The sequence below is a fragment of the Coriobacterium glomerans PW2 genome (assembly GCF_000195315.1).
Taxonomy (GTDB): Bacteria; Actinomycetota; Coriobacteriia; order Coriobacteriales; family Coriobacteriaceae; genus Coriobacterium; species Coriobacterium glomerans.
This window is the reverse complement of the sequence record NC_015389.1, coordinates 435,026-455,467: the sequence shown is the minus strand read 5'-3', so window position 1 is coordinate 455,467 and position 20,442 is coordinate 435,026. Positions and strand designations below refer to the sequence as shown.

Annotated in this window: 21 protein-coding genes and 2 tRNA genes; 10 read left to right on the top strand and 13 right to left on the bottom strand. The window is 60.1% G+C overall.

The annotated features are described in order from the left end of the window. Positions 1-700: 700 nt before the first annotated feature. Positions 701-776 (top strand) — tRNA-Thr (locus CORGL_RS02010). 248 nt (positions 777-1,024) lie between these two features. On the opposite strand, the gene CORGL_RS02005 is transcribed toward CORGL_RS02010, so the two are convergent. After that, a tRNA-Arg gene (locus CORGL_RS02005) sits at positions 1,025-1,101 on the bottom strand. A 140-nt stretch (positions 1,102-1,241) separates the two neighbouring features. Then, positions 1,242-1,589, bottom strand: coding sequence for a hypothetical protein (locus CORGL_RS02000; RefSeq protein WP_013708252.1), 348 nt, complete (start codon positions 1,587-1,589; stop codon positions 1,242-1,244). Between the two features lie 238 nt (positions 1,590-1,827). On the opposite strand from CORGL_RS02000, the gene CORGL_RS01995 reads away from it, so the two are divergent. The 4 genes from CORGL_RS01995 (at position 1,828) to msrB (ending at position 6,137) form a co-directional block, all read left to right on the top strand. Next, positions 1,828-2,766 carry a D-2-hydroxyacid dehydrogenase gene (locus CORGL_RS01995; protein WP_013708251.1) on the top strand — a complete coding sequence of 313 codons (939 nt, stop codon included), beginning with the start codon at positions 1,828-1,830 and terminating at the stop codon, positions 2,764-2,766. A gap of 64 nt (positions 2,767-2,830) precedes the next feature. Beyond that, the gene (locus CORGL_RS01990) at positions 2,831-3,823 is read left to right on the top strand and encodes a 6-phosphofructokinase (RefSeq protein WP_245526935.1); all 993 of its coding nucleotides are present in this window, start codon (positions 2,831-2,833) and stop codon (positions 3,821-3,823) included. A 463-nt stretch (positions 3,824-4,286) separates the two neighbouring features. Further along, positions 4,287-5,123 (top strand): pirin family protein, encoded by an 837-nt coding sequence (locus tag CORGL_RS01985; protein ID WP_245526934.1) that lies wholly within the window; start codon positions 4,287-4,289, stop codon positions 5,121-5,123. A gap of 3 nt (positions 5,124-5,126) precedes the next feature. Next, positions 5,127-6,137: a peptide-methionine (R)-S-oxide reductase MsrB gene (msrB, locus tag CORGL_RS01980; protein ID WP_013708249.1), complete on the top strand. Its 1,011-nt coding sequence runs from the start codon at positions 5,127-5,129 to the stop codon at positions 6,135-6,137. A gap of 138 nt (positions 6,138-6,275) precedes the next feature. Here msrB and CORGL_RS01975 read toward each other — a convergent pair whose 3' ends face one another. Then, positions 6,276-8,870 carry an ABC transporter permease gene (locus CORGL_RS01975; RefSeq protein ID WP_013708248.1) on the bottom strand — a complete coding sequence of 865 codons (2,595 nt, stop codon included), beginning with the start codon at positions 8,868-8,870 and terminating at the stop codon, positions 6,276-6,278. 6 nt (positions 8,871-8,876) lie between these two features. Further along, a complete protein-coding gene (locus CORGL_RS01970) occupies positions 8,877-9,578 on the bottom strand; it encodes an ABC transporter ATP-binding protein (RefSeq protein ID WP_041738934.1) in 702 nt (233 codons plus the stop codon). Positions 9,579-9,737: 159 nt separating this feature from the next. Between CORGL_RS01970 and CORGL_RS01965 the strand changes: the two genes are divergently transcribed. Then, positions 9,738-10,295: a TetR/AcrR family transcriptional regulator gene (locus CORGL_RS01965; RefSeq protein ID WP_013708246.1), complete on the top strand. Its 558-nt coding sequence runs from the start codon at positions 9,738-9,740 to the stop codon at positions 10,293-10,295. A gap of 227 nt (positions 10,296-10,522) precedes the next feature. Here CORGL_RS01965 and CORGL_RS01960 read toward each other — a convergent pair whose 3' ends face one another. From CORGL_RS01960 to CORGL_RS01935, 6 genes are all read right to left on the bottom strand, one after another. Beyond that, the gene (locus CORGL_RS01960) at positions 10,523-11,380 is read right to left on the bottom strand and encodes a hypothetical protein (protein WP_013708245.1); all 858 of its coding nucleotides are present in this window, start codon (positions 11,378-11,380) and stop codon (positions 10,523-10,525) included. Positions 11,381-11,398: 18 nt separating this feature from the next. After that, positions 11,399-12,028, bottom strand: coding sequence for a hypothetical protein (locus tag CORGL_RS01955; protein ID WP_156789769.1), 630 nt, complete (start codon positions 12,026-12,028; stop codon positions 11,399-11,401). A gap of 104 nt (positions 12,029-12,132) precedes the next feature. Further along, positions 12,133-12,975, bottom strand: a complete 843-nt coding sequence (locus CORGL_RS01950) for a hypothetical protein (RefSeq protein WP_013708243.1) — start codon at positions 12,973-12,975, stop codon at positions 12,133-12,135. Further along, positions 12,975-13,802: a hypothetical protein gene (locus tag CORGL_RS01945; RefSeq protein ID WP_013708242.1), complete on the bottom strand. Its 828-nt coding sequence runs from the start codon at positions 13,800-13,802 to the stop codon at positions 12,975-12,977. Before CORGL_RS01945 ends, CORGL_RS01950 begins: the two co-directional genes overlap by 1 nt. Then, the gene (locus tag CORGL_RS01940; RefSeq protein ID WP_013708241.1) at positions 13,799-14,479 is read right to left on the bottom strand and encodes a hypothetical protein; all 681 of its coding nucleotides are present in this window, start codon (positions 14,477-14,479) and stop codon (positions 13,799-13,801) included. Before CORGL_RS01940 ends, CORGL_RS01945 begins: the two co-directional genes overlap by 4 nt. After that, positions 14,466-15,122 carry an ATP-binding cassette domain-containing protein gene (locus tag CORGL_RS01935; RefSeq protein ID WP_013708240.1) on the bottom strand — a complete coding sequence of 219 codons (657 nt, stop codon included), beginning with the start codon at positions 15,120-15,122 and terminating at the stop codon, positions 14,466-14,468. The genes CORGL_RS01940 and CORGL_RS01935 overlap by 14 nt, the downstream gene beginning before the upstream one ends. A 317-nt stretch (positions 15,123-15,439) precedes the next feature. Here CORGL_RS01935 and CORGL_RS10130 point away from each other — a divergent pair, with 317 nt between their 5' ends. Both CORGL_RS10130 and CORGL_RS01930 read left to right on the top strand, forming a co-directional pair. Next, a complete protein-coding gene (locus CORGL_RS10130) occupies positions 15,440-15,568 on the top strand; it encodes a hypothetical protein (RefSeq protein ID WP_280985026.1) in 129 nt (42 codons plus the stop codon). Positions 15,569-15,623: 55 nt separating this feature from the next. Continuing rightward, entirely contained in the window at positions 15,624-15,830 is a 207-nt protein-coding gene (locus CORGL_RS01930) for a hypothetical protein (protein ID WP_041738521.1), read from the top strand. Between the two features lie 263 nt (positions 15,831-16,093). Here CORGL_RS01930 and CORGL_RS01925 read toward each other — a convergent pair whose 3' ends face one another. Then, positions 16,094-17,293 carry an FprA family A-type flavoprotein gene (locus tag CORGL_RS01925; RefSeq protein WP_013708238.1) on the bottom strand — a complete coding sequence of 400 codons (1,200 nt, stop codon included), beginning with the start codon at positions 17,291-17,293 and terminating at the stop codon, positions 16,094-16,096. A gap of 308 nt (positions 17,294-17,601) precedes the next feature. Beyond that, positions 17,602-17,997 carry a helix-turn-helix domain-containing protein gene (locus tag CORGL_RS01920; RefSeq protein WP_013708237.1) on the bottom strand — a complete coding sequence of 132 codons (396 nt, stop codon included), beginning with the start codon at positions 17,995-17,997 and terminating at the stop codon, positions 17,602-17,604. A 457-nt stretch (positions 17,998-18,454) separates the two neighbouring features. Here CORGL_RS01920 and CORGL_RS01915 point away from each other — a divergent pair, with 457 nt between their 5' ends. Then, positions 18,455-19,003 (top strand): cysteine hydrolase family protein, encoded by a 549-nt coding sequence (locus CORGL_RS01915; RefSeq protein ID WP_013708236.1) that lies wholly within the window; start codon positions 18,455-18,457, stop codon positions 19,001-19,003. Between the two features lie 33 nt (positions 19,004-19,036). Here the strand turns inward: CORGL_RS01915 and CORGL_RS01910 are convergent, their stop codons facing one another. Next, on the bottom strand, positions 19,037-19,615 hold the full coding sequence (locus CORGL_RS01910; protein WP_013708235.1) for a sugar O-acetyltransferase: 579 nt from the start codon (positions 19,613-19,615) through the stop codon (positions 19,037-19,039). A 317-nt stretch (positions 19,616-19,932) separates the two neighbouring features. On the opposite strand from CORGL_RS01910, the gene CORGL_RS01905 reads away from it, so the two are divergent. After that, positions 19,933-20,421, top strand: coding sequence for a MarR family winged helix-turn-helix transcriptional regulator (locus tag CORGL_RS01905; RefSeq protein ID WP_013708234.1), 489 nt, complete (start codon positions 19,933-19,935; stop codon positions 20,419-20,421). Positions 20,422-20,442 lie beyond the last annotated feature (21 nt).

Here is a 20,442-nt window from a genome sequence, read left to right as displayed (position 1 = left end):
CGAGCGGGCACCTGAGTAGTCAGAAGCTGATCGCGTCCGGGGCGTGCCAATCCACCCATGCTCTCTGCCCGAAACCCGATCCCGAGCCTCGCCTCCCCGGTGATATCGCGAGAAACCTCGCTCGCGCGGACCCGGGACCCCTCTTGCCTCATATCTGTTCTCGTGAATCGCCATCACCCGAATCCTTCGCGCACAGGCGGGCGCACCGCCCGTCTGTGCCATCGAGCGCATCCGTCTTGCGGTCCGCGCCCTCTCGACACCGGTCATCATCCGTATCACTTTACGCTAGCTGCAGTGCTTCACAAACCCTCTCTTCATTTCTGCAGTCGACGTCTTGGGATCGGCACAGATTGCCGCGCGGTACGCCGTTGGCGTGCCCACCGGCGCGAATACCTGTCTTGACATGGAAAAATTTTGCGATAGGGCACCTCATCCAGAATGTGGAGAGACATCGATCGCGTCTTTCCCATGGCGGCATGTTGATCATGCTGCGCGTCTATCGACTCCGCGCGCAGCCGACCTCACCGGATGAGATTGATCCGAAATCGTCAGCGAGCGCGCGCGTTGCTGCAACCAGCGACCAGCGCTCTGAAAGTTTTGCATTTCCATGCGCGCGTCTTGCGCGAACAGCGCTGAGGCCGTATCATTATCGACCGTCGGAGCGCGTACCGCTTGCAACGAACGGTCCGCACGCAGGATCGCCAGCATAGCTCAGTTGGTAGAGCACCGCTCTCGTAAAGCGGGGGTCATCGGTTCGAGTCCGATTGCTGGCTCCATTGAATCACCAGGTCAGAGACTATATCGTCTCTGACCTTCTTTCATGCCGGTAAGTTGATAGGATGTCTACAGCGGTGAAATAGGGGTGAAAAGGTTTTTCAGAAGCTGGGCAGCGCGTTCTTTCGGGATCGCTCTGCAGAGACACGGGCTTCTGATGCTCTCGTGAAACCTCCGGCTCAGAGCCGCGCGAACTCTCGCCTCCGCCCCCTGACAAAAAAGGTGCCCGTGGGCACCTCATCTTGATCTATGGTGCGGCGTATAGGATTCGAACCTATGACGTTCTGATTCGTAGTCAGACCCTCTATCCAGCTGAGGTAACGCCGCGTGCAAGGGATATCATGGCATCTCGAGCCAGATCAGTCAAGCAGATTTCTGAAAAAGTATCTCGGCCTCCGGCGCTCGGGCATCGGTCTCCTTGACGCCGCGACCAGCCAGGGGCCTCCCATCTTTGCGCGGCGACGCGCTCATCTGCTGGGCGGCTGCTCGCTCATCACATAGCCGACGCTCAGCCAATCCAGCAGACTGCAGATCTTCTCGATGCATGCGCAGCTCGCATAGGTCGCTGCCAGTTGCGAGACGACCTGCCTGGAGGAGCTGACGTCAAAGTAATCGCAGAGCCGCCGCACTCCTTTCGCCTTGATCATGATCTCGATGGTATGCGGCGACCCATCGAAGCACCACCGCGTGAGCTCCCCTGAGCTCCTCTGCTCGATCCGTATCCGACCGTCTTCGAGATCGCAGCATTCGATGACCAGATATTCCTCGTCCGGTCCACTTCGGAACAGCACGGTACCGGATTTTGCATCAAGCATACGACCCCCCTTGAGTTCTATTGACTGGCCCATCATAGCACGTCCCTGTCCGTGTACGAACATATGTTCTGTTTTTCTATATGAACGGCCTCTTTTCCCGTGCCGGCGGACACGGACAGCTATGTGGCGAAAGGCGCGCCCACCCCTTGTAGCCTTATCGGAACAGTTGGGTATCTATGTCACAATGGAGGTACGGCTCGCGCTCGGCGAGGGCGACCACCGATGAGAGGGAGCGCTCATGAACGTGTTGGTACTGATTTCACTTGATTCAGAGCAGCGGGCACGACTGGAAGCCGCCGCGCCGGACGCGCGCTTTGTCTACGCGCGGGAAGATTCACTTGCAAATAATGACCTATCAACTGCGGAAATCATCATCGGAAACATCGAGCCGGAACGGCTGAGCGATGCCCGGTGCCTCAGGCTGCTCCAGCTCGGCTCCGCCGGATACGACCGCTACATCGAGACGTCGCAGCTGCGTGAAGATACGTTGATCGCCACCGCCGTCGGCGCCTATGGACAGGCGGTATCGGAGCACGCGCTCGCCATGGTGCTTTCTCAGATGAAGCGACTGCCGCAATACCGTGACGATCAACGCATGCATGAATGGGTCGACGAGGGCCCGGTCGCAACGATGCGCGGGGCGCGCGCACTGGTGCTCGGCACCGGCGATATCGGTTCGCACTTCGCCCGACTCGTGCGCGCCCTCGGCGGCCGCGCCACGGGCATCCGGCGACATACCGCAGCGGAGACGCCCGATGGCTTCGAGTCCGTGTTCACACAGGACGCGCTGTTCGCGCAGCTCGGTTCCGCCGATGTCGTCGCATCGTTTCTCCCGAGTTCGAAGGCGACGCGACGGCTCGCAGATGCGACCTTCTTCGCAGCCATGAAACCGGGCGCGCTGTTCGCGAACGCGGGCAGGGGCGATCTGGTCGCGAACGACGACCTCATCCGCGCGCTGGAGTCCGCCCATCTCGGCGGCGCCGCGCTCGATGTGACCGATCCGGAGCCACTGCCATCCGACCATCGGCTCTGGAACGCCCCCAACATCTTGATCACACCTCACGTCGCCGGCGGATTTCACCTCCCGCTCGTCATGGATGGCGTCGTCGACATCGCAGCGGAAAACATATGTCGTCTCGAGCACGGCGAGCCGATCCGCAACGTTGTGAGCCGCTAGCGCACCCGAGAAGACGAATCCTGAGGTATACTCTTCGAAGACTCTTCCCTCGAAAGGATTGCACATGCCAAAGATCGGCTTGCTCACAAGCGGCGGAGATTGCCAAGCTCTCAACGCGACGATGCGCGGCATCGTCAAGACGCTGATGAACAGCTGCAGCGACCCCGTCGAGATCTTCGGATTCGAAGACGGGTACCAAGGGCTCATCTACGGCCGATACCGAACGATGGAGCCCATGGACTTCAGCGGCATCCTCACCCGCGGAGGAACGATTCTGGGCACGAGTCGCACACCGTTCAAACTGCTTGACATACCCGGCCAAGACGGCGTCCAAAAAGTTCCCGCCATGAAGAAAACTTACAACCAGCTCAAACTGGACTGTCTGTTCATGCTCGGAGGAAACGGATCGACCAAGACCGCGAACCGCCTCTCGAAGGAAGGTCTGAACATCATCGCGCTTCCGAAGACGATCGACAACGACACCTGGGGTACCGATCTCACCTTCGGTTTCACGAGCGCGGTCGAGGTGGCGACGCGCTGCATCGATGACATCCACACGACGGCCAGCTCGCATGGACGCGTCTTCGTCATCGAGATCATGGGCCACAAAGTGGGTTGGATTCCCCTGTACGCGGGCATCGCCGGCGGGGCGGATGCGATCCTGATCCCCGAGATCCCCTATGAGATGAAAAACATAGTCAGCACCATCGAGAGGCGGATGAGCCTGGGCGCGCGATTCACGATCATCGTCGTGGCGGAGGGCGCGATCTCCAAGCAGGAGGCAGGCATGTCCCGAAAGGAGTATCGGCGTCGGCTGCAGGAGCGCACATCCCCTTCGATCGTCTACGACATCGCAGCCGAGATCGAGAAGACGACGGGACGGGAGACGCGCGTGGCGATCCCGGGCCATACGCAACGCGGGGGGGGTCCCCGACGCTCAGGATCGCATCTTCGCGACCCAGTGCGGCGTCGAGGCGGCGAGAGCCTATCTCAACGGCAAGTTCGGTATCATGATAGCGCAGCGGGATGGATCTATGTGTCATGCATCGCTCGATGAGGTGGCAGGCAGGCTCAAGTACGTCGACACGAAGAGCGATCTCGTACGCGAGGCGAAGCTTCTCGGTGTCAGCTTCGGTGACGAATAGAGAGAGCCGATCGCTTTGAGCACCGGTTTCCCCCGATGCGCCGAAAGACCGCGCGGGGATCCGGCTGACATCGTCTGATCAACCAGGAGCTTCAAGGCGACCCTTGCCGCGAAGCGACGAAGTCCGACACGGTGGTGCTCTTGTTCACACGGAAAGATGTTGAATCTGATTAACCTATCATTTTTAATCATCCCCTATTGCTTTTCTTATTTTGCTACAATTTAATCAATTAGACTCCTCGTTTTCCTTTTATCACTTGAAGCGAAAGGTTAAGTCGTAATTATTTCACCTCCCGTTAGAATTTCGAGGGCAGGGAACAATGTTGAGCGACTGAGATCACGCCCGATGGGAGAGACGGCGATGGAGCGACAGGTAATGAGAGAAGTCACAGGTACGCCGACCATCGATGGTGCAGGCGTCCTTCTCAACCGCTATCTCGGATTTCATACCGTTCAGCTCTTCGACCCCATTTTGGTGCTCGATCTGTTTGACAGCACCGACTCGGAAGAGTACACAGCCGGGTTCCCCCTGCATCCGCATCGCGGAATCGAGTGCATCAGCTACGTGATGCGCGGCAGACTTCTCCATCGCGACAGCCTGGGACTGAAGACCGAGATGGGCGATGGCGATCTCGCATGGATGTGCGCGGGGTCGGGCATCATGCATGAGGAGCGCATCCCGAGCACCGAACGCCACCTCGGCATCCAGATCTGGCTCAACCTGCCGCAGCAAGAAAAGATGGCACGGCCCGAGTTTCGCTGTATCCATACGCGCGACATGAAGACGCTGCCGTTCACCGGAGGCTCGGTCAGGCTGCTCGCCGGCACCTATCTGAACGCTCGCGGCCACCGGGGAGCGCACCTGCCGCTCGATTTGTACCATATTTCTCTGGAGCCCGGAGCTCGGCTCGCCATCCCGGTGGACTCGGAGCGCTCCGTCGCCGTTCTGGCACTCGAGGGCGACGCCATCATCTGCGGCACGAGCGTCGCCGAGAGGACGGCGGTGAAGCTGTCCGGGGGGCATTTCGCGACGGTCGCCGCAACGCAGGCGATGCCGGCGCAGTTGCTCTTCATAAGCTCGCTTCCGCTCAAAGAGCACGTCGCCTGGGGCGGGCCCATCGTGATGAACACGCAAAGCGAGCTCGATCAGGCGTTCGCGGAGTTGAGAAGGGGCAAGTTTCTTCGTGATACGATTGACTACGCGGAGGTGTGACGCATGCAAGAAGATGAATCAGAGACACTGAGCGAGATCTATCTGGCCGGAGGCTGCTTTTGGGGCACGCAGGCCTTTATGAAGCGCCTCCCGGGGGTTGTCGAGTGCGAGGTCGGCTACGCGAGCGGATCGACCAGCATCGAGCGCCCAACATATGAGCAGGTATGCGGGGGCGCGACGGGCTGTGCAGAGACCGTGCGCGTCATATACGATCGCCGTGTCATCAGCTTGAGCCTTCTGCTCAGGGCGTACTTCACCACCATCGACCCCACCAGCGTCGATCGACAGGGTGCAGATGCCGGAAGCCAGTACCGAACGGCGATCTTCTGGACGAGGCCCGATGACGAGAAAACGGTTCGCGCCGCGCTGTCCGAACTCGGCGAGCAGCTATCCTCGCGCACGGGGGCTCGCGTCGCCGTGCAGGCGTCGCGCTTGGGCAGCTTCTGGCCCGCCGAGGACTATCATCAGGATTATCTTGACAAGCATCCCGGCGGGTATTGCCATGTCGATCTCGATGGTGCGCGCAGATTCGTCGAGGATCATCGCCGAGATTTCCAGATCGTCGCGGGCGGCTACACGCGTCCGCAGCCAGACGCTATCGCAAGCGAATTGGATGAAACCGCTTTTCGCGTGACGCAGAACGCCGATACCGAACCACCGTTTTCCAGTCCGCTCGAGCATGTCTTCGATCCGGGGATCTATGTCGATCGGGTCACGGGGGAGCCGCTGTTCTCCTCGAGGGACAAGTTCGATGCAGGGTGCGGCTGGCCCTCGTTCTCGCAGCCCATCGCGACGAGCGTCTTGACCGAGCACCGTGATAGCAGCATCCCCGGCATGGCCCGCACCGAGGTCAGAAGCGATGTGGGTGACTCCCATCTGGGACACGTATTCGATGACGGACCACGCGACCGGGGTGGGTTGCGCTACTGCATCAACGGAGCCGCACTCGAGTTCATCCCCCTGGCTGACATGGATGCGCGCGGCTACGGATACCTCAGAGACGCCGTCGTGTAAAGGCATCGACGGCGCCCGGATCGCGAACGAAGCGAGCGTGCGGCGAGCGAGGCGATACGGCCAGCGCTGCGGAGGCGCGTGCGGGTCGGAGCCTGCAGAGGGCCCAGGGATGCGCAGCTCAAAAGCGGCATCGACGATTCATTCGGCGCTTTTGAGCGCGCCCACCATGTCCACGCGATCCAGGGAGCGCATCGCCATAGCGCTCACGATCAGTGAGAAGGCAAGCGAAACGGCACCGGCGATCAGATAGCTCTGCGGTGCCACCACGGTATCGAAATACAGAGAGGGCATCTTCAACGCGACCGTGAGCAGACGCGTGATCGCGAACCCGAACGGGCAGCCGAGCGCTATGCCAGCGAGCGTCATGATGATCGTCTCCTTGTTGATGTAGCGCCTGACCTCTCCGCGCCGAAATCCCAGCACCTTGATAGTCGCCAGCTCTCGCTCCCGCTCCGATATATTCGTATTCGTGAGCGTGAACACCACGGCGAACGCAAGAGCGCCGGCCATGGTGCCCACCACCACGACGACGAGGTCGATGATCTTGAAGCTCTCGGAGAAATCGGTGGTCGCCTCAGCTGTGCTCATGACCGACCGAAACGCGCTGTTGCGCCCAAGGTCGCGCGCCAACGCGATCTGAGCGCTCGATGGACCAATCAGATGCGCGAGAAACGCATTCGGCGCGCAGTCGAAGCCAAAGGCCCGCTTGTAGGTCCCCTCGCTCATGAACACGTAGTTCCCCAGATAGTTGAGGGTGATGCCATCGACGCGCACCTCGGCTCGCCGCAGGGCGGTGTCTCGAAGCTCCACCTTGTCCCCGATGTGAAATCCGAGCACCTGCTGAGCGTTCTTCGTGATGAGCACCCCGATACCGTCATCGGGCAGGTTCTGGGCGCAGCCGTCCATGTCGGACAGTCTGATGTAGCTTGCCAGATCCTCTCCATCGGGAACGACCACGAGCTGTGCGCTCTCGCTGGCATCGCGTGCAGAGACGCTCAAAGAGTCGATGCGCGCACCGATCATGTCGCGAACTCCCTTTGATGAGCCAAGCAGCTCGCGCGCCCGATCGTAGTCCGCGTCGGCGCTGATCGCCATGAGATCGTAGCGCGAGATCGCGGAGGGACCGTACTGTCTCGACTTGAGCGAGGCCACCGTATCGCGAATCCCCAGTCCGCAGACCATGAGCGCCATGCAGGCGGCGATGCCCAGAACCGTCATGAAGAACCGGCGCTTGTAGCGCACCAGATTTCGAACGGCCACCTTGTTGAGAAAGCTCAACCTGCGCCACAGAGGTGCGACGCGCTCCAACATGACGCGCCGGCCGGCGCGAGGCGCACGGGGCCGCATGAGCTGAGAGGGGTTTTCCCGCAGCTCGTGATCACAGACGATCAACGCGGCACCGGTTGTGCCCGCAGCGAACAGAGCGATCCCCAGCACGGCATCGAGTGCGTTGAATCCCAGATCATATCCGGGCAGCGCGTACATGCTTGAAAAGATCGTGAACATGATCTCAGGAAGAGCGACGAAGCCGATGAGATCGCCGATGACTCCGCCGACAAGACTCGCCGACAGCGCATAGATCATATACTTGGATACGATGGCCCATCTGCCGTACCCGAGTGCCTTGTACAGACCGATGAGGCCGCGCTGCTCCTCCACCAGACGCGTGACGCTCGTCAGGCTGATGAGCACCGCCACGACAAAGAAGATAACCGGAAAGACGGTGGCGATCGCGCGTATGGATCCCGCATCGGCGTCGACGCTCGCATAGCCCGCGAGCGCCGTGCGATCTTGGATGTACCAGGCGGCTCCATGAACTCCATCGGGTGTCGAGCCATCGAGCTGCGCGGGCATCAGTGCTCTCAGCTCCTCGCTTCGCGCCTGCTCGCGCTGGGGCCGGATATCCTCGGCGCGCCGCTTCACGCGATCGATGAGCGAGTCGTACGCATCCGAGTAGCACGGCACATCCCGTGCCCCGAGAACCGAAAGGTAGGCGACGGTGTAGACGTTCGGATCACGCACGGCGGCGCGGGACATGAAAAACGTGTATCGAGCGCCCTCGGCGGCGCGGAAGGCCATCGTTTCGCCCCCGGCGTTCACATCGGCGGGGTCGAGCACCACAGCTGTGATGCGATACGCTCGCCGCTCGAAGACCTCTCCTGTTTTTTCGCCCGACGAGACGGGCGCACTCGATCGGTCGGAAGAGTCGCTGGGTCGAGCGTCTCGGGCACCCGAATCGAATGTCGCGACGTCACCGATGCCGACGCCCGCGGCATCGGCATATTTCTGGGTGACAGCGATCTCATCCGGCGTGTTCGGCAGCTCACCGCACAGCACGCGAGGTCTGTTCATCCCCTGCGCGGAGAGCGCCTTGATATCGACGCGCTCGGCTGCACCGGAAACCTCGGTGTAGGCCTGCTCGGTGTAGCCCCCTTCGGCCGCGCTCACTCCCTCGACAGAGCCCAGCGCCTCGATATCGGCGTCCGTGAGCCCCAGAGTCGACTGAACGGACACATCATAGAGATCCTGCGCATCGAAGAAGGAGTCAGCCGAGGCGAGGAGGTCGTCGCATGCCGCACGCAGCCCCACGAGCATGGTCGCGCCGAGCGCGGTGATGACGAACAGCGAGATGAGGCGCTTCGGGCTGCCTGTGAGCGTGCGTCGGATATCCGTCGCGAGGGCATGCGGAACGTGCCCGCACAGTCTTGATCTGCTGTCGCGTGAGGCGGCCACGTTGCGCTACCACTCGATATCGGCGACGGGCACCGGATGGGCGCGCGTCTCCATCGATGCGACGCGACCGCTCTTGAAGCGGATGAGCCGATCGCCCAGCGGGGCGAGGACGGAGTTGTGGGTGACGAGCAGCACCGTGATTCCGTCACGACGGCAGCTTGTCTGCAGCAGGGAGAGGACCTGCCTTCCGGTCTGATCATCGAGCGCACCGGTCGGCTCGTCGCACAGCAGAAGCTTCGGGTTCTTCGCCAGAGCGCGGGCGATGGCAACGCGCTGCTGTTCGCCGCCGGAAAGCTGAGCGGGAAAGTTCCCCATGCGGTCCCCCAGGCCGACGTCGCTCAGCGCCTTGCGAGCGTCAAGACTGTCAGGACAGATCTGAGACGCGAGCTCGACGTTCTCGAGGGCGGTCAGACTCGGCACGAGGTTGTAGAACTGAAACACGAATCCCACGTCGGATCGGCGGTACTCGACAAGCTCAGCCTCTCGGGCGCGAGAGATATCGCGGCCATCAACCTCAACCTTGCCCGAGCTTGCAGAATCCATGCCGCCGAGGATGTTCAGCGCCGTGGTCTTTCCGGCTCCGGACGCACCCAAGATGATCGCGAGCTCCCCGCGCTCCACATGAAAGGACGCGCCATCGAGCGCGCGGACCGCACCCGATCCGGTCCCGTAGACCTTCGTGATGTCATGAACGTCGATGTATGGCACATCCACCGCTTTCCGTAGCGCTCTTCTTCGCGTCTGCGACTGCTCGACAATCTGTCGTCTACAAGAAGTATAGTTGGAAGAGCCAACGAGCCGAATCGATGCTCGACATGCCACCGACGATTGTCGAGCGATTCACGCATCATCCATCGAGGAGGTCGCATGAGAAAACACCCCGAGACGACAGCGAGGACGCGCGCGGATCTGCGGGAGGCGTTCTGGTCGCTCTATGAGAGCCGACCCATCGAAAAGATCACGATTCGCGAGATCACCGATCGGGCCGGCTACAATCGCGCCACGTTCTACCTGTACTTCCACGATGTCTACGATCTGCTCGAGCAGATCGAGAGCGACATCTTGGTCAATGTTCGCGCCCTTGTCGAGGAGCGGCTCATGCGCGAGGATCGGCTTGACTTCTCGCAGCACATGGGCATTATCATCGATCTCACGCAGCGCTACGAGCGCTATATGACCATCCTGTTGACCGAGCGCGGTGGTCGCTCCTTCTCCAACCGCCTGAAGGCGATTCTGAAACCTCTGGTCGGCTTCATCATGCCTGAGTCCGGCATCACCGAGCAACAGCGGGCCATTTTAGAGGAGTTCTATCTGGCGGGCCTGCTCGCGGCGATCACGACCTGGTCGGGGCAGACGCATCGGATGCCGGTCGAGGGGTTCATCGACCTTATCATCCAGATGGTCCGACCGAGCGCGGTGAGCTGATCGGTTTGCCGGTTGGCTTCGAGCTCGACGGAGGAGATCGTCATCGAGAGTTGCAGCCGCCGCGAGCTGCTATCGTCACAGGGGGGGGGTTACAGCCGCTGCGGGGCTGTTACCGTCACAAAAGCGCGGTTCTGGTATAGAAAAGCCTGAGTGACCCCCTTGATTGCGGTAAAAATCCGCGCATTTGCGGCTCGGCGGTCAACCGGGCGGCGGACCGGCCGCCGCGCTCAGAGATGATCCCGTCTTCTGCAGACCAAACGTGCCGCAGCGATGACGACGGCTATGAGGATCCCTAGAAACCATAAGTTGTGCGCACCGGAGGGAAGCCAGCTCGGGTAGTAGACGCTCGCCGTGTCGAAGAGATAGGAAAGCGGGTTGATAGCCAGAGCGTCTCCGCCGAAGGTACCCACGAAATCACTTATAAAGGCTTGTGCCTTGTGAACCTCCGGATACGCCAGCACGACGACGATGATCGCCGCTGGAAGCGATCCGAGGAGGCTGCGCAGCAGGAGAAACACAGAGTTCTGGAACAGAAACGTAAGAAAACAATAGGCCAGCATGATCGCCGACGCCACGGGAAATGAAAGACCCGGGATGGTCTCGCCACCCGTGGCCGCGGCGAACCGGCTCGAAGCATCGCCGACGTCGCTGGGATTCCCAATGAAGATCGCGCCGACGAGAAGCAGCGAAAGGTGCAGGATCATCGCGCTCACGCCGGATAGAACACAAAGATCGGCCACCCGTGCCAACCAGACGCGACATCGACCACCCGATCGGACCGTGATGCTGCACATGTCGCGAATCCTCCAGATGCGCGCGAGCGCGACCATGCTGACAATGGGGCAGACGAGCCAGAGAAGGGGGATGCCGTAGCTCGGGCTGTAGGCGCTCACATACAGATCGAATATCGACAGCCGACCCCCGCTCAGCTGAACTGCGCGCAGGTAGCAAAACGAGAGCAGTGGAAAGGCTACGAGAAGCGGCAGCCATGTGCCCTCCATCAGCGGCCAGATCAGCCCCGCGCAGCGCGAGGCGAGTCGCGCTGCCGAGCGTATCGAATCCTGCGTGACGCGCTTTCGACTCATGATGTCATGCCCTCGATCCTACTTGGACGACGAAACGTCTTCGCGGGTGCCAAGCTCACCCAGTGAGAACACCTTGGCACCGCTCGAGTTCCCCGATGCGGTCTCCATCACCAGCAGATTGCTCTTCGAGATCGATTTCGTCCGGATAAAGAACCCGACGGAGCACTCCACCTGCGAGTGCGCTGCTATCCGGGGGCGATAATAGTCCTCCTTGGTCTGTATGCCTCCGAGGATCCAGTTCTCCCCCTCATTGGCGCCAACCAGGTTTCGATCGGAATCAAGGTGGGAGATGCGAAGGTTGCCAAGATCGACGCGACAGTCCGAGCCGCTGTCATTGCTGTAATGCAACTTGGCGACCACCAGGCACCAGCCTTCGCTGATGGCACCGGCATCATCCACCGACCAGTAACCGTTCTCCTTGTTGTACGTCTTCAGATCGTCGTCGTACAGATATGAGAGGTCGATCATCCCGTATCCCTCGGGCAGATGGGCACCTTCATTCTCGCACGATGTCAACGTCACCTGGACCGTCACCGTCTTCGAGGTGTCGGTCGCATCGGTGGCCTTGACCTGAAAAGAGTCCCCCACCGCTTTCTGCTCGAGCGCGCTCTCATCGCCCGAGGAGCCGGTCGCGTTGTGCCCCCCCATCGAACATGCGCCCAGGAGCAGCGCGGCGAGAACGGCAAGAACCGAACAGCACCATGCTGTCGGGCGCAAGGCTCGCAAGCGAGATCTTCCTCCAAGATGTGCCATCATAAGAAATCCGCCTTTCGCGCCATAAGGGGGGCGCATAGAAGAGATGCTGCGATCACTGCAAAGCAAACGCCGATCCCGCGCAAGGCGGCAGGCCACTCACCGGTGGCCACAATTCCGCGCAGTTCCATCGAGGAACCGAGGAAGAGAAGCGGCTCAGCGATATACGCCGATGTCACCACAAGCGCGATGAGCAAAAGAAACGCGATGCGCGGACCGAGGGCAGCCGAGAACGCCGTGACGGCGAGCGCAGCGGCTACCGCGGTGGCGGGCACAGACAGGCAGCTGAGGGTGAGAGCGGCGAACGAGGGATCTCGCACGGAGATGTCGGAGATCACCGAGCTCCACTCGCTCGGCTGCAGCGACGGCGAGGCTCCGAAAACGGCACCGAGCGCCATCGCGAGCAGCAGCTCCCACATGAGATAACACATCACGAGGATCGTCGCGCGCGCGCACCTCGACACGATCCAGACGCCGCGGCTGCGAATGCGCGTGACGATCTGACAGGCCTGCGCACCAGCCTCCTTCGAGAACGCCGAACAGGCCAGGTATCCAAACAGGAAATAAGGCGCCGCCCATATCATGTCCAGGGTGAAGACCTTGCGCGTGATTGGATCGAAAGGCGGCATGCCCTTGTTGATAAATACGATGATGTCGCCAGCGGTGAATGAGTCGGAGCCCCTCAGATGATCAAGGTTCCGCGTCGCATCGAGTTCAGGAACCGCCCTGATGAGAAAGGTGGCCTCCAGAGCGATCGGAAGGAGAAAGCAGGCAATGAGCGCAAATGCGTTGGAGCTCCATGTCAAAGCGAGTTCATGGCGTATCGCTCTGATGAGGCGCATCACAGCTCCTCGTACCGGAAGCCCCGGACAGCGAGAGCGACGACGAGTGCGACCGCACAGATACCCATCTCCAGCGCGACGATCCAAAGCACGGCCGGGAACGGTTGGGCAGGCATGATCATGTTGAGTGGAGAGAATCCCTCAAAGACCGTGTTCTGCGCGACAAGCTGGATGACCACGCACAGAGCGAACGGCGCGAGCAGCACGGCGAAACCGTTGCGGACAAAGAAGGACAGCGCGACCGAGACCATCCCGAGCAGGCCCGCCATGATGAACGTCAGCATGAGAAACACCGAGATATGCACCCAGGGAGATATGTAGAAGAGTTCTCCGAGCATCGAACTTGCCGATACCGCGTAGATGCCCGCAGTCGGCTCAGGTGCGTATTGTGGAACAAGACAGGCGACGCCTATGATGTTGACGACGAGCGGGAGAATCGACACCAGCCCGGCGGCGAGAAAGGTCGCCGAGGCCTTAGCAGCGAAGTAGTTCGCGCGGCCCTTTCGCACCAGCAGCTGGGTGGCGAAATGCGATGAAAGATCGGCGTGCAGACTCGTCGCATAGGGGATGCAAGCCAGCAGCGGAAGCGCGTAGTAGAATATCGACGTTGTGATGGTAAAGGGTGTCTGGCCCATCCAGGTGCCAAAGAACGACGGCGGGCAGCCCTGGGCCCCGTCGCGCCAGCCGGCCCACATTTCCGACAGGGCGTAAGGTGCCGCTACAAGTGCGATGTTGGCCACAGACAACCCAATGCCGATGATCAACGCAAGAACAAACGGCGCACCGCCGAAGGCTCGCTTGAGTTCAAGAGCGAGTATGCTTCTCATTGATTCTCTCCTTTGCCGCCGGCGCTCTCGAGCTCCGCCAAGATGCCCGGGCGACCTAAGGTGATACATACCTTGTCCGGGTAGGTCGCCAGAACGAGCTCCAGACCGCGCCCCCCGAATCCGTCCCATGCCGCGGTCTTGAACCCGAATTGCGTATCATAGGCCTCGAACACAGCAAGCACCTCTTTGCTCTGCCCGGGTTGAAGCTCGAGGGTCGACGCCTGCGGATTCATCGCGCGGAAAATCGCCGGATCGGGGTCGATCCCGTTGTGCCAAGCTCCCTCCTGCACCGCCAGGGAGTTGAGGTCGGGCGTTCTGTTCTCATCGGAGCCATTGACGAGTCGGAGGCGAACCAAGAGGAACTTGACATCGGATGCGGCGCCAGCGGTAATCATGCCATCTCGGTAGCCGGGAAGCAGCTTGCCCATTTCGTTCTGATCGGCGAGAGCGCACCCGAGCGCGGTCAGGGTGACTCCGTCGACCGCCTCCGTTGCAGCTTGCGGACCGCCAACGAGAGCAACGGGATCGAGCAGCTCGTGAGTGTGAACGCGGTGTTGCGTGACAGCGGTGTTCACCTGAGAAACGCGCATCCCCACCATATAGCAGGCAGCTATTGTCACAAGGGCGGCGATAAGGCAGATGAGATGCCTCGCCTGTCTTGGTCTACGCTTGCTCATGGGACACAACCTCACTGTCTGTGATGCGCCCCTCGGCGAGTGTGAGAATCTCGTCGGCGAGCAGGCGCAGCTCCTCCATGTCGTGGCAGGCAACGATCGCGACGGCACCGCGCTCTCGAGCACGGGCGAGCACCTGCTCGACCTGGGCCACACCGGTTGGATCGAGCGCGTTGATGGGCTCATCGAGCAGCAGGATATCTGGTTTCTCCATGATGGCGCAGGCAATGCCAAGACGCTGCTTCATGCCAAGGGAGTACTTCCGGTAATGGCGCTTGTCATCGGGATCGAGGCCGACGCTGCGCATAGCCCGGGCGATCTCCTCTCGACCGATGACGCCTCTGAGACCGGCTATGAGCTCAAGGTTTTTGGCCCCGGTGTATTTCGCGAGAAAGGATGGATTCTCGATGAGTAGGCCGATGCTCTCGGGAAAGGGCATGTCCTTGCCCAACCGCTTTCCGCCGATCCTCACGCATCCAGAGGTGGGAAAGATCAGACCGGACAGGGCGCGCAGCAGCATCGTCTTGCCCGATCCGTTCTTTCCGCGCAAGCCGTACACCCGACCTCGCTCGAAACCGCACGAGATGTTCTCGAGAACGGTGACGCCCTTGATCGATTTGCAATATGAATCTACTTCAATGTACATCTGTACCCCCGGCTTGAGAAGCATCTGCCCTGAAGGCGAAGGCCGCCCGAGACGGCCTTCGCCTTGTAAATGAGATCGATTTGCCTATCGCGTCGCATACGATCAGACGCTATCGGGACTCCAGACGCCGCCGACTGATAGAAGCATGATTAGCCCCTTCATTAGGATTTCATTTTATTCTTGCAAGATCTATCGAATCAATTCGATCAGACATATTATGTCATAAATTGTGACATAACTCAAGTCATTTTGATGCGTTAGTTAAACTAAACTGTTAGCACAGAATTCGAGGGTTCTTAGTCTTTTCGCAAAAGGGCATGAGACTGCTGAGATCGCCTTGTTGTTATTTCAGCCAAGAGGAAGCTCAGGAGGAGGATGCGAACATGGCGAAGGGAATGCTCAGCCACCTGCGCCTCAGGGATACCATCTGCTCGACAAGGGATTAGAGGTTGCGGATCAGAAGGGGACCATCTGAGTCGCGATCGCCTCGACAATAGAGATATGAGAGTACCCTGCGAGACCATATGGCAGACCTTCTATGTCCATGTGCATCTGGTCACGGGCGTCAACGTGCCCTGCGCCCTGGAGCTCATATCGGCGATCGAGCCGCTCACCCCTGAGATCATCCGACGGGCAATCGCACGGGGCCGAAAGGGGCTGGCCTACGTCAACGAGCTGGTTGCCTCGGTCGGTACCGAAGACGAATAGGGAGACGGCCGAGCAGATGAGCCGGCGCATGGCCCGGTCAGCGGCCCGCGTCCCGGTCCGATCTCCGGAAGACTCACGCGATATATCTGCAGCCCCTGCACTTTGCGCCAAGGTGTCACAGGGCTGCATGCGATAGGAAGCGATGCGCGAAAATGAAAGAGGGACCAGCCGACGCCGGTCCCTCGAAGCCATGGTGCCGAGTGGCTGCGCGCTGCGGGTCTCGCCAGACGACATGAAATCCAAGCGGGTGTTCCGAAACTCCGTCAGCTCCGATTCGATCGGTCCTGATCATCTTCGATGATCTGGCAGACCGCAGCTTGAATATCGCAGAGCTTTTTCTCATCGGGAATCCACTGCTGGGTGATCACGGGCACGGGCATCTCGAACTTCGCGCTCCTGAGAGCCTCCTCGACCTGCTTGGGGCCGAGTGGCGCCCATCCGTAAGATCCGAATGCGATGCCGATGCGCTGCGAGTTGTTCGGGGACAGCCCGCGCATATAGGTGAGAAACGCCGCCACGGTAGGCAGCATGTTTGAGTTGAGCGTCGGCGAGCCGACAGCGACGAAGCGCGCATCGCACATGTGGGTCATGATGTCAGAGATGTGCGTGGCCTTGAGATCGATGAGCTGGGCGCACACACCATCCTTGATGAAGGCGTCGCAGATCTCACGCGCCATGGCCTCGGTCGAGTGCCACATCGAATCGTAGACCACGACGGCCTTGCGCTCGGTCTGGTACGTGCTCCACGCTTGGTAGCGCGCCATGATCTCGGCGATATGACTGCGCCAGATGACGCCGTGCGAAGGCGCGATCATCTTGATGTCGAGATACCTCAGCGCACCGAGCGCCTTTTGAACCTGAGCGCCGTAGGGCCATACGATGTTCGCATAGTACTTCTTGGCCTGCTTGAACAGCTCGCACAGATCGTTCTCATCATCGAAGCGCTTCGTCGTGGCGTAGTGCTGGCCGAACGCATCGTTCGAAAACAGGATCTGCTCTTCGGGACAGTAGGTGACCATGTTGTCCGGCCAGTGGACCATCGGGGTCTGGACGAACGTGAGCGTGCGCTCGCCGATGGAAAGCGCATCGCCGGTCTTGACTCCCTTGACGTCGATGCCGAAGTGCGCCTTGATCTCCTTCACGCCGGCCGGCCCGCTCGCGTAGATCGCGGCGTCAGGCGCGAGCTCATGAATTCTGGGCAGGCTGCCGGAATGGTCCATCTCCACATGATTGGCGATCACGACATCGATCTTCGCGGGATCGACGATCTGCGAGATGCGCTGGATGAACTCGTCGGAGAATGTCGCCTTGGCGGTGTCGATGAGCGTGACGCGCTCGTCCATGATGAGGTAGGCGTTATAGGTGATGCCCTGCTCGGTCGTGTATCCGTGAAACGATCGCTCATTCCAATCGATTCCGCCGACCCACCAGATCTTCGGGCAAATCTCGATAGCGTTCAGCATCGTTGTTCCCTTCTGCCGCGCTGCGGCCTGACTCCAGATCAGACTTCTCTATGATAGCATCCTGATAGCAGATCTGCTCATGGTGCGACTCCGAACAAAAAGACCCGCGCACCGAAAGGGCCCTCGATGCGCGGGTCTTGCATTATGGTTTATTTCGCTCTTGTGCGATCGCGAACACACAGGTCCGGGTTGCTCATGTTACAGGCGCGACTCGAATGCTACCGAGATCACCGCAGACGGAAGAAGCTTTTGAACAACCTGTCTGCGACAACCGTTTGTCTGGCCGCGTGAGCGTAGGGAGCCGTGACTCAGCATTCAGCTCGAAGCCGCGGTTTGCGACCCCGAGGCTTGTTGATCAGCGCCTGCCTGCCACCGGTGCGATACAGGCGACACCATGACTTCACAGAGGACTCGCTGGGGACACCGTACTCGATCATGACCTCTCGAACGGTCTTTCCGCGCTCAAGCCGGTCCAAAACGACTGCAAGTTTGAGTTCGTAGTCATAAACCCGATGCCGGGCGCCCGCATTGAGAACGGCCCCTTCGCCACCGACCGCGTATGCTCGTGCCCATTGGCGCGCCGTTGCCTCCGGAATCTTCAACTGACCAGCGAGAGCGCGATGTCCAAGACCCTCTGCAAGGATCTGCGCCGCATGCCGACGAACTTTTGCAGCGTACGTTCGTGAATGTCTTGTTTCAGTCATGCCGTAGCCCTTCCCCTGAGCCGAAGTTGGATAATGTGCTCACTCGCAAGCGACCTCATACTACCATGTGAATGACATTTAACCCGTAAAAGCGATGGGATTTAAGCAAGCCCAAATTATGTACAAAAATACATACATCAAAGCGAATCGTGGGTCAGAAAAGGCAAGTTAAACTAAGCCATCACGTGTTCAACCTGGAATAAAATACAAATGCTACTTGGGGGTTCGCAAAATCATTTATTCATCCATTTTGAGAATGAGGAATATCGCGGATTCGTTAACAATTTTGACATAATTCTATAGGATCAGCCAGGAAGTATGAGCGATGACGCCCTATCCGATGCCCCAAATCACTCGCTTCGGGTTTCCCTCGCGCACAACGGGGCCAATTGCGATGATATGATGGATACGATTCTCATCTCTTTGATTCCACGGACGCTCAAAGGAAGGCAGCCTCATGTTTGACGAGAATTCCGTCTTGGTCGCAGTGGACATGCAAAACGATTTCATCACCGGCGCGCTCGGCACGCCCCGGGCCCGGATCATCCTAGAGCGGGTGTGCGAGCTGGCGGCAACCTTTCCGGGTGATGTCGTCTACACGCTCGATACGCACGATAGAGACTACCTCTCGACATATGAGGGCACCCAGCTTCCCATCGAGCACTGCATCAAGGGCACGCAGGGATGGCGCGTTCCGGACCGACTGATGAAGGTGCTCTCGGAGCGTCGTGCCCACGCCTTCGAAAAGTCCACGTTCGCTTCGATCTCTTTGGCCGACGCTCTGCGTGACAGGCATGCGAAGCGACCCATCTCGGCTGTGGAGCTCGTCGGTCTGTGCACCGATATCTGCGTCGTGAGCTGCGCCTTGCTTCTCAGAGCGACGATTCCTGAAGTACCGCTCGCAGTCGATGCGTCCTGTTGCGCGGGCAGCGACCCCCAAGGGCATTCCGCAGCGCTCAAGACCATGAAGAGCTGCCAGGTTCTCATCAGAAACGCCGATAGGTAGGCCGTGAAGCGGCTTTGCCGCTGATCTGCCGATCTAATCCGAGATGGCGTCCTTCGCGGTGATGGGACGCAGGACCCGGCACGGATTGCCGGCGGCGATGACTCCAGCGGGGATGTTTTTGGTCACGACGCTCCCGGCACCGATAACGCTGCCGGACCTGATGATGACACCGGGCAGAATGGTTACGTTTCCGCCGATCCAGACATCGCTCTCGATGCAGATGGGCTCGGCGCGCTCGATTCCGCGCAGACGCTGCTCGGCGACGAGCGGATGAAGTGCCGTATAAGCCTGCAGACCCGGGCCGATGAAGCAATGATCACCGATCGAGATGCGCGCTCCGTCCATGAGATAGGCACCGTGGTTCAGGAAGGTTCCCTCTCCGATGGAGACGTTGCAGCCGTAGTCCACTTGGAACGGCGACAGCACCTGGGAGAACTCGCCGATGCTGCCGAGCAGCTGATCGAGCAGCTCGGCTCTGCGCTCGCCATCGCTCGGACGCATCTGATTGAACTCGAAGCACAGGTCCTTCGCCATGATGCATTCATCATGGAGGGCTTGGTCGTATGCGGCGTCGTACCACAGACCTCGGTCGCGCTTTTCCTCTTCCGTCATACGGGCAATCCTTTCGACGTCGTCGCTATCCGAGAAGACTTCGACTCGGCGCTGTTCTTTCACAATGACGAGCGCTGGTCATCGACTGCTGCTCGATCCTGCAGCGCAACCGCCCCGAAGCGGTTCGGCAGGGTCCTGATTGTAGCACGGCAGCATTTTCATCCCATGTTCTGCCAGCGCATCGAATCGCGATCCGCCACATCATTCGCGCTGTCATTCTACCCGCCACCGAGAGGGCGTGGCGGAGATGGGGGTTGACATTGATCCGATTTCAGACAGAATGGTGCTACCGCGATCGATCAGGAGGTGAGCGTCGAATGTTCCAGCAGGACACGCTTGAGAGAACCGCAGAGCAATGCCAAGAGGTGAGTCGCATCTTCAGCGAGATGGACAGGACCTATCACCGGCTCGCGCAGCGGACCGGACTGTCCGATTGCGCATTTTGGGTCATGTACGCCCTGGGCGAGCATGCTGCTCCGCTTTCGCAGAAAAGTCTCGTGGAGGGATGGTGCTACGCCAAGCAGACCGTCAGCTCCGCGCTCAAGATGCTCATCGAGCGCCGGCTCATCCGACTCGAGCCTGCAGCAGAAGACCGCAGGAGCAAGGTAATCGAGCTCACAGAGGCCGGTGAGCGATTCCTGCGCGATCACGTCGAACCGACGATGCTGCTTGAGCGATGCGCCCTCGAAAGCCTGACGCCTGCCGATCGCGAGCAGCTGGTGCGTCTGCTGTCCCGCTACGTCTCCCGTCTCACCGAGGAGACGATGTCTCCGACCAAGCGACCCATGGAGCCGGCTGCCGTGTAGCCGGCTCCGCCTCGCCGCCCA